Origin of the sequence: Shewanella marisflavi, assembly GCF_023283925.1 — a bacterium.
GTDB lineage: Bacteria > Pseudomonadota > Gammaproteobacteria > Enterobacterales > Shewanellaceae > Shewanella > Shewanella marisflavi.
In genome coordinates, this window is the sequence record NZ_JAKIKX010000004.1 from 246,443 (window position 1) to 261,195 (window position 14,753).

Genomic DNA, 14,753 nt, shown 5'->3' on the forward strand with positions numbered 1-14,753 from the left:
ATTAAGCGTCCTCTTTCGCAGTGACTTCGAGCAGCAGGGCGCCGTCGCTCACCAACTCGCCTGGCTGGAAGAAGAAGGCAGCGACTTTGCCGTCAAACGGTGCCTCTATGGTGTATTCCATCTTCATTGCTTCCATCACCATCAGGCCTTGACCCGCCTCGACCTCATCGCCTACTTCGACCAGGTGAGTGACGATAGTGCCGTTCATCGGCGCCTTGAGCTTGTCTTCGCTGCTGGCTTGATCTTCAATCACCTCGGTTTGCAGGGCGCGGAAGTGGTAGCTGCCGCTCGGCAGGAAGAGGGTGAAATCGTCGCCTTCACGGCTGACGGGGATCTTGCTCTTGTGGCCGTTGATCTCGGCGTGCAGCAGATCTTGCTTGAGTTCGCCGCTCAGTGTCAGCTGCTGATCGTTAAGGTTCAGGTAGTAGCAATCGCCAACCTGACTCAGGGTCAGATGCTGGATCTCATGTTTATCGTCTAGCAGGGATAGCTGATGCATGCCGCTGCGGTTGAGCCTAAAGCCGCTGACCTGACCCCAAGGAGAGTAGGGATCCTGGCTGTTGGTCGCTGTGAGCTTGGCCTGCTCTTTCTGTGCGCACAGGTGATAGAGCGCGGCGAAGGCCAGGGCGCCATTTTGCTCATGGCTGTTGTCACCATCCAAGTTCGCGCCAATCAGGGTGTCGCCATAACGCTCGATAAAGTCTGTGCTGAAATCGGCCTGGCCAAAGGCCTGGTGTTCGGCGATGTTAGCCAAAAATTCTATGTTGTGCTTGAGGCCGCTGATCTGGTACGACTCCAGGGCATGCACCAGGCGCTGCAGGGCTCGGGGGCGCGACTCGTCCCAGACGATCAGCTTGGCGATCATAGGGTCGTAAAAGTTACTGATCACATCGTTTTCGCGGATACCGGAATCGATGCGCACATAGCGGTTCTGTTCGGGTTCACGTAGGAAGTTGAGCTTTCCGCTGGCGGGCAGGAACTCGTTTTGCGGATCTTCGGCGTAGATACGTACCTCGAAGGAGTGGCCGTGGATGCGCACATCCTCCTGGCTCAGTGGCAGCTCGCTGCCGCTGGCGACCATCAGCTGCCATTTGACCAAGTCCTGACCCGTGACCATCTCGGTCACAGGGTGCTCTACCTGCAGACGGGTGTTCATCTCCATGAAGTAGAAGCTGTTGGTCTCGTCACTGGCATGGGTGTCCAGCAAAAATTCTACCGTGCCCGCGCCCACATAGTCGATCGCCTTGGCGGCGGCCACAGCGGCCTCACCCATGGCGCGGCGCAGGCTGTCAGACAGGCCAGGGGCCGGAGCTTCTTCAACCACCTTTTGGTGACGACGCTGAATCGAGCAGTCGCGATCCGACAGATAGATACAGTTGCCCTGAGTATCGGCAAACACCTGCACCTCGACATGGCGAGGCTGTCTCAGGTAGCGCTCGATCAGCAGCTTGTCGTTGCCAAAAGAAGAGGCGGCTTCGCGGCGGGCCGAGTTGATCGCCTCCAGGGCTTCAGATTCCGACTCGACGATACGCATTCCCTTACCACCACCGCCGTAGGCAGCTTTAATTAGCTGAGGAAAACCTATCTCTTTAGAGGCCTTGAGCAGCACCTCGTCGCTCTGGTCGTCGCCGTGATAACCCGGCACCAGAGGCACATTGGCCTTTTCCATGATGATCTTGGCGGCGCTTTTGCTGCCCATGGCATCGATGGCATCGGCACCCGGTCCGACGAAGGCGATACCGGCTTGTTCACACTGGCGGGCAAAGTCGGCGTTTTCCGACAGGAAACCGTAGCCAGGGTGGATCGCCTGGGCGCCGCTGCGCTTGGCGATTTCAAGGATTAATTCGCCCTTGAGGTAAGACTCGCTCGGGGCGCTGCCGCCTAAGTAGAAGGACTCATCGGCCATGGCCACATGACGGGCGTCCTTGTCGGCGTCCGAATAGAGGGCCACGGTTTTGATCCCCATGGCCTGTGCTGTCTTGATGATTCTGCAGGCGATTTCGCCACGGTTGGCGATCAATAATTTGGTAAACATGTTAGCGTGCTCCCCGAACTGGTAGGGCAATAGGGTCTAAGATGATCTCTGGCTTCATTAGGCGTTCCACCTTGGGCTTCTTTTCTCGAAGAAGGCGTTTAGCCCCTCCTGGCCCTCGTCTGAGACGCGAATGCGGGCGATACGCTCGCTGGTGTAGGCCAGGGTTTCCTGGTCGATAACACCATCTTCCAGGCGTGACAGCAGGGTCTTGACCCAAGCCATGCCTTGAGGGCTATTGCCCTTGAGCGCCGTGATGATGGGCGCACTGGCCGCATCGAGGTCATTGTTAATTTCATGGATCACATTGAGCTTAAGTGCCGTTTGGGCGTCGAAACGCTCGGCGGTCAGCATGTAGCGGCGCGAGGCGCGCTGGCCCATGGCACGTACCACATAGGGGCTGATCACCGCGGGGATAAGCCCGAGTTTTACCTCGCTCAGGCAGAAGCTGGCGCGGCTGTCGGCGATGGCGATATCGCTGGCGCAGATTAGCCCCAGAGCGCCACCAAAGGCTGCCCCTTGTACCAAGGCCAGTGTCGGCTTGGGGAACTTGTCCAGCTTGTGCATCAGGGTCGCCAGCTCGTTGGCGTCACTCAAGTTTTGCTCGAAATCCATCTTGGCTTGCTTGCGCATCCAGTTGAGATCGGCGCCGGCGCTAAAGTTACGGCCGTTGGCCTTAAGCACCAACAGCTGACAGTTGTCATCTTTGGCGAACAGGTCGAGGGCGGCGATCATCTCGGCAATCATCACCTCATCGAAGGCGTTATGTTTGTCGGCGCGGTCAAGCACCATCTCGCCGACCCCGTCGCTTAGGGCGCAGCTTAAGTATTTAAATTCTTGTGCGATTGTTTGGCTTGTCATGGGTATCCTTCCTTGCCTCTGCGTTATCGATTGCTGACTAAAGCGGCGCATTACATGCGGAATACGCCAAACTTAGTCTCCTCAATTGGCGCATTGAGCGCTGCAGAGAGGGCAAGGCCGACCACGTCACGGGTTTGGGCAGGGTCGATAATGCCATCGTCCCACAGTCGGGCGCTGGCATGATAAGGATGTCCCTCCTTGTCATATTGAGCCACGATTGGGGCACGGAAGGCGGCCTCATCTTCGGCGGACCATTCCACCCCTTTGCGGGTCAGACCGTCACGGCGTACGGTTGCCAAAACGCCGGCCGCCTGCTCGCCGCCCATCACAGAGATGCGCGCGTTAGGCCACATCCACATCATGGTCGGCTCGAAAGCGCGGCCACACATGCCGTAGTTACCGGCGCCGTATGAGCCGCCAATGATCACGGTAAATTTAGGTACAGTGGCGCAGGAAACGGCGGTCACCATCTTGGCGCCGTGTTTGGCGATCCCTTCGTGCTCATACTTCTTACCCACCATGAAGCCAGTGATGTTTTGCAAAAACAGCAGTGGGATCTTGCGCTGGCAGCAGAGCTCGATGAAGTGGGCGCCTTTTTGCGCCGACTCGGAGAAGAGGATGCCGTTGTTGGCGACTATGCCCACGGGATAGCCGTGAATGCGGGCAAAGCCGCACACCAGAGTGGCGCCATAATTGGCCTTGAATTCGTCGAAATCTGAGTCATCCACTATGCGGGCAATCACCTCTTTGACATCGAAAGGCTTCTTCAGATCCGTGCCGACTATGCCGTAAAGTTCATTGATATCGAACTTAGGCGGTTTAGCTGGACTTAGTTGACTGACGATCTGCTTGTTGTGATTGAGTCGGGTCACTGCCTTGCGCGCCAGTTCGAGGGCGTGGTCATCGTTTTGCGCCATATGGTCGGCTACGCCTGAGATCTTAGTATGCACCTCGGCGCCGCCCAGCTCTTCTGCCGAGACTTCTTCACCGGTCGCGGCCTTCACCAATGGTGGTCCCGCCAGGAAGATGGTGCCTTGCTCTTTGACGATGATCGATTCATCGGCCATGGCGGGTACATAGGCGCCCCCTGCGGTACACAGGCCCATTACTACGGCGATCTGTGGGATGCCTTTTGAGGACATCTTGGCCTGGTTATAGAAGATGCGGCCGAAATGATCTCTGTCGGGAAATACCTCGTCCTGGCGCGGCAGGTTTGCCCCGCCTGAGTCCACCAGATAGATGCAGGGCAGGTGACAGCGCTCGGCGATCTCCTGGGCCCTAAGGTGTTTCTTCACCGTCAGTGGATAATAGGTACCGCCTTTTACCGTGGCGTCGTTGGCGATGATCATGCACTCGACGCCGCTGACGCGACCGATACCGGCGATAATGCCCGCAGCCGGTACTACGTCTTCATAGACCTGGTAGGCGGCAAATTGGGAGATCTCCAGAAACGGTGAGCCGGGATCCAGTAGCTTCTCTACACGTTGACGTGGTGACAGCTTGCCACGGGAGAGGTGGCGCTCCATGGCCACGGCGCCACCGCCTTGTTCGATTTCAGACAGTTTTAATTTGAGATCGGCGACCACCTGGCTCATCTGTTGATGCTTGGCCTTAAACTCGTCGCTGCGGGGATTGATTTGACTGCTCAGTTGCGTCACGGCTTGGTTCCTTTTAAGACTGTGGTGAACGGGAAGCGGCGATTGCCCGCCCGAGGCCGGACAGGATCCGGCCTACTTTACGCATTCGATTATTTCGACTCGTTGAACAGCTCGCGGCCGATCAGCATGCGACGGATCTCAGAGGTGCCGGCGCCAATCTCATAGAGCTTGGCATCGCGCAGCAGGCGACCCGTGGCGTATTCGTTTACATAGCCGTTGCCGCCCAGCAGCTGGATCGCATCCAGTGCCATCTTGGTAGCGAGCTCGGCGCTGTAGAGGATGGCACCAGCGGCGTCTTTACGTGTGGTCTCACCGCGATCGCATGACTTGGCAACGTTATAGATGTAAGACTTGGCGGCGTTCATGCCTGTGTACATGTCGGCAAGCTTGCCCTGTACCAGCTGGAACTGACCGATAGACTTGCCGAACTGCTCACGCTCGTGAATGTAAGGCACCACGATATCCATACAGGCGGTCATGATCCCTAACGGGCCGCCTGAAAGCACTACGCGCTCATAGTCCAGACCGCTCATCAGCACCTTAACGCCGTTGTTGAGGCCGCCAAGGATGTTCTCTTCTGGCACTTCGCAATCTTCGAACACCAACTCACAGGTGTTAGAGCCGCGCATGCCCAGCTTGTCGAGTTTTTGCGCTTGACTGAAGCCCTTGAAACCACGCTCAACGATGAAGGCGGTGATGCCGTGTGGGCCCTTGTCCATATCTGTCTTAGCGTAGATCACATAGGTGTCGGCATCTGGGCCATTGGTGATCCACATCTTGTTGCCGTTGAGGATATAACGGTCCCCCTGTTTGCGGGCGCTCAGCTTCATAGAAACCACATCTGAACCCGCGTTAGGCTCGCTCATCGCCAATGCGCCGATATGCTCACCGCTCACCAGCTTGGGCAGGTACTTGGCCTTCTGCTCGCTATTACCGTTACGATTGATCTGGTTAACACACAGGTTTGAGTGCGCGCCGTAGCTCAGGCCAATTGAGGCCGAGGCGCGGGAGATCTCTTCCATGGCCACCACGTGGGCTAGGTAACCCATGTCTGCTCCGCCGTACTCTTCAGGCACTGTGACCCCAAGCAGACCCATTTCGCCCAGTACAGGCCATAGCTCGTTAGGGAAGGCATTTTCCTGATCGACTTTCGCGGCGATAGGGGCGATTTCGTTGGCGGCGAAGCTTTGCACTGCGTCACGCAGCATGTCCACATCTTCACCTAGGCCAAAGTTGAGAGAGGAGTAGAGTTGAGTCATTGTTTTATCCTACAGGTCTAATTTTTATAATTTTTATCAGGCCGGTTTATCCAGCCTTGCTTGTGTTCAATTTGTTGCTGTGTTAACTCGATATGGATTTTTTTGGTGCCTTAGGCTTGTTCTTGCTGCTCCAGGGCAGCGCGGCACTGTTGCTCGGCAGAGTTGAGCTCCATCAAGACCACCTTGATGTCGTCCATCTGCTGTTGCAGGGCCGATTTTTTTTCTTCCACCAATTCCAGCATGGTATGTAGCTGAGTACTGCTGTTCTTGTCGGCGTCATATAGCTCAAACAGGCGGCGAGTTTCGGCGAGGGAGAAGCCCAGACGTTTACCTCTTAAGATCAGCTTGAGACGCACACGATCTTTTAGACCATAGATGCGGGTTTGCCCGCGGCGTTTGGGTTTCAACAACCCCTGATCTTCATAGAAGCGGATACTACGGGTAGTAATGTCGAACTCCTTTGAAAGGTCGCTGATAGAGTAGGTGGTCTGTGGACTGTGTTTGTCGCTCATCGAAAAAATACCATATTGATTAACTTGTCTAGCACGATATATGAAGTTTACGTAAAGGTAAAGATTTTGGTGGTCGGATTGGCCCATTTGGCTGTAAAAATCTTAGTGATAACTGGTGGAATAACCACCAGCCCTGACTTTGGGACTAGGTTAGGGAAGTTGCGAATAAGTCCTAGTGGGCTTCTCTTTTATAGAGAGTGGCTTACACAGCAATTGGCGTTCAAGGCGTCTGACTGAAGGCATGGCTGGGCCTGGCAAAGTCAGATAACGCTGAGAGCCGGTTGCTGTGAAAGTGCCGAAGGGCGTAGTTTACAGGCCAGCCTGCTGTGTTGTGCTTCTTGCAAAGGACTTTGGCCATTTGGCGCGAACCATGGCTTGCATTCAGGCCTGTAAGTCGACGCAGAGCACACAGGGGACTTGGTCGCACCTCCCTTAGGCAAAGGTCTAATGGGAAAAGTGTCACTTGGCTCCATAATGTGATCTATGGCGCATAAGCCAAATCGTATGGAAGGGGAAGCCGATATGTCGGGCGTCAGCCGCGCTCGCATGTCATTCGGAGAAGATCACATGAAGGATTTGCATAATCAGTTACACCAGGAATCTATCGACAATCCCAACGCCTTTTGGGCCGAGGCCGCTGGCGCCTTAGTCTGGGACAAGGCGTTCGAGCGGGTACTCGATGATAGTCAGGCACCTATGTATCGCTGGTTTAGCGGCGGACAACTCAACACCTGTTATAACGCGGTCGACCGTCACGTTGAAGCTGGGCGCGGCGAGCAGGTGGCGATTCAATATGTAAGCCCGATTACGGATACCGAATATGGGATCACCTATAACGAGCTGCAAGCCCAGGTGAGCCGACTGGCCGGTTATATGGCCAGCCAGGGCGTGACCAAAGGCGACAGGGTGATCATCTATATGCCCATGGTGCCAGAGACCGCCTATGCCATGCTGGCCTGTGCGCGGTTAGGGGCGATTCACTCAGTGGTGTTCGGAGGTTTTGCCGCCAACGAGCTGGCGACCCGTATCGACGATGCCAAGCCTAAGATGATCCTCTCTGCTTCCTGCGGCGTGGAGCCATCGGGCGTGGTGGCCTATAAGCCGCTGCTGGATGATGCCCTCGAACAGGCAAGCCATCAGGTGGAGCAATGTGTGATCCTCAACCGTCCTCAGTTGCAGGCCGAATTAGTCGATGGCCGCGACATAGATTGGCAGAGCGCAGTGGCCGATGCGCCCAATATCGAGTGCCAGACGGTGGATGCGACCGATCCACTCTATATTCTGTATACCTCGGGTACCACAGGCCAGCCCAAAGGTGTGGTGCGCGATAATGGCGGTCATGCGGTAGCACTCGCCTGGTCGATGAAGCATATCTATGATATCGACCCGGGTGATGTTTTCTGGGCGGCTTCGGACGTGGGCTGGGTTGTTGGCCACTCATATATTGTCTACGGCCCCTTATTAGTGGGCGCCACCACAGTACTGTTCGAAGGTAAACCCGTAGGCACGCCAGATCCTGGCATCTTCTGGCGCACAATTGCCAAATATGGGGTAAAGAGCTTCTTTACCGCGCCGACGGCGATCCGCGCCATTAAACGTGATGACCCAGAGGGCAGTTACCTTGAGGGTGTGGATCTTAGTTGTCTCGGCACTCTATTCCTCGCCGGTGAGCGCTGCGACCCGGATACCCTGCACTGGGCCGAGCTGCAGCTCAATAAGCCGGTGATCGATCATTGGTGGCAGACAGAAACCGGTTGGCCGGTCGCGGCTAACCTGATGGGCACTGCGCCTGTGCCGGTCAAGGCCGGATCTCCGGCTAAGGCTGTGCCAGGTTATGACGTGCAGGTGCTCGATGAGATGGGCGATAGTGTCGCGCCGAACCAGTCAGGCAACGTAGTGATCAAGTTGCCATTGCCACCGGGCACGCTGGCGACCCTGTGGCAAAACGAGGCGCGCTATAAGGAGAGCTATCTCTCCATGTATCCGGGTTACTACCTCACAGGGGATGCCGGTTACATGGATGAAGAGGGTTATCTCTATATCATGAGTCGCATCGATGACATCATTAATGTGGCCGGTCACCGTTTGTCGACCGGGCGCTTCGAAGAGGTGCTGTGTCAGCATGAGGCGGTGGCCGAGGCGGCGGTGATCGGGGTGGACGACAAGCTTAAGGGACAGGTGCCACTGGGGTTAGTGGTGCTCAAGAAAGGCTGCGATCTCAGTGACGAGCAGCTTTACAAAGAGCTGATCGCCCTGGTACGTGAGCAGATTGGCCCTGTGGCAGCCTTTAAACTGGTGAGCGCCGTGCCTAAACTGCCTAAGACGCGCTCGGGTAAGATCCTGCGCGGTACCATGCGTAAAATTGCCGACAACCAGGATTTCAAGATGCCGGCGACTATCGAAGACCCGTACACGCTGGAGTTGGTGCGCAACGCCCTGACCCGCATGGGTTATGCCGACGCTCACGTTTAAGGTGTTTGTCTTTCACGATTTAAAAGGGCCCTAGGGCCCTTTTTTAATGTCGGCTTCACTTTGCAACTTAAAGGTGTCGATGCGCGTTATCAATTGCAGCCAAATGCCGCTTGTATAAGGCTCGTATACAGGAGTCGTAAAGAGATAGGGGCGCTCAAGTATAAGCCGCTGCAGCAGTAGCGTGAGTTTATCTTAGCAAGGAGAAGCTTTTCGCCTGCGGTTTAAATATCGCCATTGATAAATGGTTTTAAGCTGTCGTATGCTGAGATGGCACTTTAATCCAAAAGGTTGGGGAAAATGAAGAGTAAGTATCTAGGAATAGTGTTGTTGGTCATCGGCGTAGCGTTAGCCTGGTGGGGGTATAACATCTATGACTCAACCAGTTCGCAGATCACCCGAGCGGTCAACGGCGATACGCCCATTGAGGCTTGGGCTGGTATGGTTGGTGGCGCCATCTGTGTGTTGATTGGCCTATTAAAATTAAAATAATCTTTTAGCACTGACTGGTTAAGCCTGCATTTTTGCAGGCTTTTTGTTTTTAAGATGAAGGATAGAGTAATAAGCTGGGCTGCTAGATAGCTAAGCTAAGCCTTTGGATAACTTATATACGGGCTAATTGGTATAGGGGCTAATTGGCGCAGCTTTTCTGTATTTCGGGCTCCGATAGTACAATCCTGACAGCATAAGACAGTGTCAATTATCGTAAAAAAAAACCGGCATAGAGCCGGCTTTTTCAAGTATCTTCAAGGATGCTAGTTAGGCGAGTTTAACCAACATCTTACCTCGGTTCTTGCCTTCAAACAGGCCGATAAAGGCCGCCGGAGCATTGTTCAGTCCTTCATATATAGTCTGCTCTGCCTTAACTTGGCCATTTGCCAGCCACTGACTCATTTGCTGGGTAAACTCGCCATAGTGCTGCCAGTGCTCGAACACGATAAAGCCTTCTATTCTCAACTTTTTCATGATGATATAGGCAAGGTTGCTTGGGCCTGGAGTTGGCTCGGTTTCATTGTACTGGGCGATCATGCCACACACGGCAATACGACCATGGTCGTTCATGTTATCCAGCGCTGCGGCTAAATGCTCGCCGCCGACGTTTTCAAAGTAGACATCTACCCCTTGAGGGGCCGCCTCTTTGAGTGCCTGACTCAGGTTGGTGGTGCGCTTATAGTTGATCACCTGCTCTATGCCCATTGCCTTGAGCGCTTTGGCTTTCTCGTCTGAGCCCACAGACGCAACGACCTTGGCCCCCATCAAGAGACCCAACTGACAGGCAACACTGCCCACGGCGCCAGAGGCGGCTGAGACAAACAGTGTCTCGCCTTCTTTTAACTGGGCGATGCGATTAAGGCCAGTCCAGGCGGTCATACCTGGCATACCCAACACCCCAAGGAAGTGGGATTCAGATAAGGGGGTCTCGGGTAACAGAGTGTGATCAGCGCCGTCGGTAATATAGTGGCTACGCCAGCCTTTCATGCTGCTGACTTTGCTGCCGACCGGGAAGTCGGCATGGTTAGATTCGATCACCTCACCAATGACGCCGCCTTCTAATACTTGGCCCAAGGCAAACGGCGGGATATAGCTCTCTCTGTCTACCATGCGGCCACGCATGTAGGGGTCGACCGACATCCATAGGTTTTTTACCAGAAATTCTCCGGCCTTGAGTGGTGGTAACTCGATCTGTTTTAGGCTGAAATTCGCTTGGGTAGGCATGCCTTGTGGACGGCTGGCCAACAGTATCTCTTGTGCTTGCATAGATTAAACCTCTTTTTACTTTGCGCGCTAACTAATTGTGGTAAACTCTACAAACAAATTGAGCGCAATGCAAATACTTTGTGCGCAAAGTAATGCGTTTTATTGCCCGAGTATCTTGCATCAATTTTGTTAAGATAGTTGTAGGCTAAGGTGGCTGGCGGCGCTAAAGTGCAGAGCCTTAGTAATAGTTCGAGTCAAAAACGGTAAAAATAATGAGTAAGCAGATGAGTGAAGTACAAGTGACAACTGATGCCGCCGCGGGCGATAGCCTACAACAGGGCGGCGAATGCCTGTCAGATAACGTCTGCTTTGCCCTCTATACCGCCGCCAATGCCTTGGTGCGCGCCTATCGTCCCTTATTGCAAGAGTGCGATCTTACCTATCCCCAGTATCTGGCGATGCAGGCCTTGTGGCTGAAAGATAACGCCAGTCTGACGGATCTCTCCCTAGCGACTCGTTTAGACTTGGGCACCTTAACCCCCATAGTGAAGCGCCTTGAGGCCAAAGGACTCGTGGTTCGCCATGTCGACAGCCGTGATGAGCGAAAGAAGGTGATTCAGGTGACTCAGGCCGGTGAGGCGCTTAAACAGGATGCCCTGGCGCTGAAGCAGCAATTGCTCGCTAAGGTGACAGCATCGGATGAGCAGCTCGAGCAGCTAAGGTTGATCTGTCTGAATCTGACCCAAGATCTCAATGTCGGTTAGTCCAGGTGCTTGATGTGAAAAGCGAAAACACTGTTCTGAAATGCGGCCAGTGAGCGGGGAGTTTTCCTAGTAATTAACTTACCAATTTTTGTATAATCGCGACCAATTTCGTGCCTATCGACTATGTGACTCGCAGTTGTCGTCATAACCTTTTTTAAGCTTATGATTTAACTCAGATAGTCCAGACTATAATAAAAGATAGGTGTAGACAGTCTCTGTTTCCCATGGGAAAAATCTAATGCAAAATCACTCAGACCTCCTCGATATTGGCGTGATTGGCCTAGGCGTCATGGGCAAAAATCTGGCGCTTAATATTGCCGACAACCATTACCGTGTCGCTGCCTTCGATCTTGATAGTGCCAAGATAGATGCCTTGTTGGAGCAGGAGCAAAAAGAACGTCCTGCCGATAAACCTCAACGTATTGAAGGATGTAGCAATCTTTCAGAAATGTTATCTAGTCTCGCAAAACCTCGCATTCTGGTGTTATCGGTTCCGGCCGGTGCGCCTGTCGATGGCGTCTGTCATGCATTGCTTCAAGCAGGTATCGAAGCCGACGATATTGTGGTCGATACCGGCAACAGCCTTTGGACTGATACCGTGGCCCGTGAAGCCCAGTATAAAGATCAATTTATCTTCTTTAGCTGCGCCGTTTCAGGTGGTGAGATGGGGGCACGTTTTGGTCCCTCTTTGATGCCCAGCGGCGATATCAAGGCGTGGGACAGAATCAAGCCAATTTGGGAAGCGATTGCGGCCAAGGTTGACCCGCAAACGGGTTTGCCTATCGAGCGTCAAGAGCCTGGTAACCCTGTGGCAGAGGGCGAGCCCTGTACCACTTACATTGGTCCGGCTGGCGCCGGTCACTATGTGAAGATGGTTCACAATGGCATTGAGTATGCCGATATGCAGCTGATCTGTGAGGCTTATCAGCTGCTAAGCGAAGGCTTAGGGTTAAGTGCAGCAGAGGTCGGCGAGATCTTTGCCCGCTGGAATCAGGGCAGCCTGAACAGTTATCTGATGGAGATCAGTGCTGACGTCTTGTCGCAGGCGGATCCCTTAACGGGCAAGCCATTGGTCGAGATGATCTTAGACAAGGCGGGGCAGAAGGGCACTGGCCTGTGGACGGCGGTGAGCAGTTTGCAAATTGGTTGTCCGGCGCCCACTATCGCCGAAGCCGTATACGCCCGGGCGGTGAGCACTCAGAAACAACAGCGCCAGCAGTTGAGCCTGTTGCTGGCCGGTCCTGCGCCGCTGAGCTTAAGCGAAGATGAGCGCGGAGTCTTTATCGACCAGCTGGAAAATGCCCTCTATTGCGCCAAAATCGCCTGTTACGCCCAAGGCTTCCAGCTGATGGCGATGAATGCGCAGGAGCGTGGTTGGCAGTTGGATTTTGCCGAAATCGCCAAGATATGGCGTGCCGGTTGTATTATTCGTGCTACCTTCCTGCAATCGATCACCCAGGCCTATCAACAGGCACAAACCGCAGGTCAGCCTCTCGCTAACCTGCTGATGGCTGAGACCTTCAGTCTGGCGTTATCGGCCAAGCAGCAAGATTGGCGTCAGGCCGTGGCCAAGGCGATCATGAGTGGTGTGCCCGTACCCTGTATCGGTTCGGCGCTGGCCTATTACGATAGCTATCGCTGCGAGACCCTGCCGGCTAATCTGCTTCAAGGTCAGCGTGACTTCTTCGGCGCCCATACCTTTGAACGTATCGATAAGCCAGCTGGTGAAAAATATCACCTCAATTGGAGTCATAGCGAGCGCACGCTAGAGAAGCTCTAACTGCTGATGAACATAAAAAACCGCTACTGATACCAGTTAGCGGTTTTTTTATGTCTAAATTTGGCGCTGGCTGACGTTAGCCCTGACAGCCGCCACTCTCGTAACAACTGGGCTTACGGGGACAGCTGGCACCGCGGGCGCAGATGAGCCTGGCTTCGCTGTCGATACCGCGCTCGACCCAGTTGATGTTGAGGATCTTAGCCACCCGCTTGATATCTGTCTTGATATTGCTGGGGAGGGGCGATGAACCGCCATTGTCGACACAGGCCTCTTTGAGTTGTTGGGCCACTTGATTAGCGTCGCCGCCTTGGGCCTCGATGGCGGGATTGAGGTCGATACCGGCGCACAGCACGTGGGGATTACCGGCAAGATCCTTTACCCGAATCGACTCGCAGCAGTAGATCTTCGGCTCGTTGGCTACATCTAAGATGGAGATTTGCGCCGATGAGCCTTGGGTGGTGGCGTTGATCATTCTAAATACTGCCCAGTGCTGGCAGGGATCTTCCACCTGACGCATATTGCCCCAGGGCAGCGGAATGCCGTTACCTCGATAGACGGCCTTAAGCTTCCCGGGGGAGTAGGCATCGAAATAGTGCCATTGGCTATAGGGGGAAACCGCCGTCATGCGGCGCATGGCCACCGAGGGGGAAACATCCACCAACCTGGCAACGTCTATCTCGTAACCATGTCTGTCCAATAGCTGCCTGAAGGGCACCTTAGGGCAGAGCAGGGCGCCAGCGAAAAAGCTGGATTCAAAATCGCGCCAGGCGTGCAGTATATCCTGGGCATCGACGGTCGATGATTGAGACCTAAGATCGGCTTCTTCCACTAAGCTTGTGCCATGGCTGCGACCGGCCACCATGATGCTTTTCAGGCCATCTTTGTTGTGTAGCACGCTATGACCTATGTGCACCGCCAAGTCATACTTGAGTCGGCGGGTATGCTGGTTAAGCAACTTGTTAAGACAGATTTTGTTGGGCAACTCGAAGTAGGAGGTGATGATATGTTGTTGGGTCGCTCCAGCCTCTTCGCGGATCGCCTTGGGCGCGCGGGAAAACCATTTCACCACCAGACCGAGGCGCTGCACGATAGCCAACAGATCCTCAAGGCTTAATGGCATGCGTTTTAGGCCCACCTCTTCGGCGGCGCGCTCTAAATCGGGAAAGTGGTTTTGGTGATGCTCCTGATGGGCCCGAATTAAAAGGTGAGCGAACTGGCGACCGCTGATCCCGGTTTGCGATAACATTTCAGGGATGGCAATTTGTAAAATTTCATTGGAAAACAGAAAACTGGGTTCCAGCGCCATGCCGCTTATCCCACCGCGGGAGCCTTTGACCGGGGTGATAGCCTGCTCCTCGGGGGCATCGTCGAGAAACCAGTCGACCTCTTTTTGAAACACCGCTGCAATCACGGCCAGCATGCCTGCACTGGGCACGCGTTTACCGCGCTCTATCATCGACAGGTAAGAGACTGAAGGGGCTGAGTCGGCATCAACCCTAATACAGCGGGCTGACAGATCTTCCATGGTTAGGTTATTGCGTTTTCTGAGGTTACGTATCTTAGTGCCCAGAAAATGCGACTTTCTCATCAAGCTGCTATTTGACTTCATTTTGTAAAATTCACACTGTGAAATTTCTATTGTGAAATTGTAATGAAAAAGTGGCTAGACTACAAATTAAGCAATCGGGGAAATCTATTAGCCCTTGAGCGTCACACTAAG

At 54.2% G+C, this 14,753-nt stretch carries 11 protein-coding genes; 4 read left to right on the forward strand and 7 right to left on the reverse strand.

The window, feature by feature from the left end; genetic code table 11:
* Position 1 precedes the first annotated feature (1 nt).
* The 5 genes from L2712_RS10665 to L2712_RS10685 form a co-directional block, all read right to left on the reverse strand.
* Entirely contained in the window at positions 2–2,035 is a 2,034-nt protein-coding gene (locus tag L2712_RS10665; RefSeq protein WP_248977777.1) for an acetyl/propionyl/methylcrotonyl-CoA carboxylase subunit alpha, read from the reverse strand.
* A 57-nt stretch (positions 2,036–2,092) separates the two neighbouring features.
* A complete protein-coding gene (locus L2712_RS10670) occupies positions 2,093–2,893 on the reverse strand; it encodes an enoyl-CoA hydratase-related protein (RefSeq protein WP_248977778.1) in 801 nt (266 codons plus the stop codon).
* A gap of 50 nt (positions 2,894–2,943) precedes the next feature.
* Entirely contained in the window at positions 2,944–4,551 is a 1,608-nt protein-coding gene (locus L2712_RS10675) for a carboxyl transferase domain-containing protein (RefSeq protein ID WP_248977779.1), read from the reverse strand.
* A gap of 89 nt (positions 4,552–4,640) precedes the next feature.
* The gene (locus L2712_RS10680; protein ID WP_248977780.1) at positions 4,641–5,810 is read right to left on the reverse strand and encodes an isovaleryl-CoA dehydrogenase; all 1,170 of its coding nucleotides are present in this window, start codon (positions 5,808–5,810) and stop codon (positions 4,641–4,643) included.
* A 110-nt stretch (positions 5,811–5,920) separates the two neighbouring features.
* Positions 5,921–6,322 (reverse strand): MerR family transcriptional regulator, encoded by a 402-nt coding sequence (locus L2712_RS10685; RefSeq protein ID WP_033537616.1) that lies wholly within the window; start codon positions 6,320–6,322, stop codon positions 5,921–5,923.
* A gap of 567 nt (positions 6,323–6,889) precedes the next feature.
* On the opposite strand from L2712_RS10685, the gene L2712_RS10690 reads away from it, so the two are divergent.
* Both L2712_RS10690 and L2712_RS10695 read left to right on the forward strand, forming a co-directional pair.
* Positions 6,890–8,794 (forward strand): propionyl-CoA synthetase, encoded by a 1,905-nt coding sequence (locus L2712_RS10690; RefSeq protein ID WP_248977847.1) that lies wholly within the window; start codon positions 6,890–6,892, stop codon positions 8,792–8,794.
* A 297-nt stretch (positions 8,795–9,091) separates the two neighbouring features.
* On the forward strand, positions 9,092–9,283 hold the full coding sequence (locus L2712_RS10695; protein WP_033537618.1) for a DUF3185 family protein: 192 nt from the start codon (positions 9,092–9,094) through the stop codon (positions 9,281–9,283).
* Positions 9,284–9,550: 267 nt separating this feature from the next.
* On the opposite strand, the gene L2712_RS10700 is transcribed toward L2712_RS10695, so the two are convergent.
* Positions 9,551–10,549: an NADP-dependent oxidoreductase gene (locus L2712_RS10700; RefSeq protein ID WP_248977781.1), complete on the reverse strand. Its 999-nt coding sequence runs from the start codon at positions 10,547–10,549 to the stop codon at positions 9,551–9,553.
* Between the two features lie 224 nt (positions 10,550–10,773).
* Here L2712_RS10700 and L2712_RS10705 point away from each other — a divergent pair, with 224 nt between their 5' ends.
* Together L2712_RS10705 and gndA are read left to right on the forward strand one after the other, a co-directional pair.
* A complete protein-coding gene (locus L2712_RS10705) occupies positions 10,774–11,253 on the forward strand; it encodes a MarR family winged helix-turn-helix transcriptional regulator (protein ID WP_248977782.1) in 480 nt (159 codons plus the stop codon).
* A 238-nt stretch (positions 11,254–11,491) separates the two neighbouring features.
* Complete coding sequence (gndA, locus tag L2712_RS10710) at positions 11,492–13,033, forward strand: NADP-dependent phosphogluconate dehydrogenase (protein WP_248977783.1); 1,542 nt, start codon at positions 11,492–11,494, stop codon at positions 13,031–13,033.
* A gap of 76 nt (positions 13,034–13,109) precedes the next feature.
* On the opposite strand, the gene L2712_RS10715 is transcribed toward gndA, so the two are convergent.
* On the reverse strand, positions 13,110–14,642 hold the full coding sequence (locus L2712_RS10715) for a DUF3612 domain-containing protein (RefSeq protein WP_248977784.1): 1,533 nt from the start codon (positions 14,640–14,642) through the stop codon (positions 13,110–13,112).
* Between the last annotated feature and the right edge of the window lie 111 nt (positions 14,643–14,753).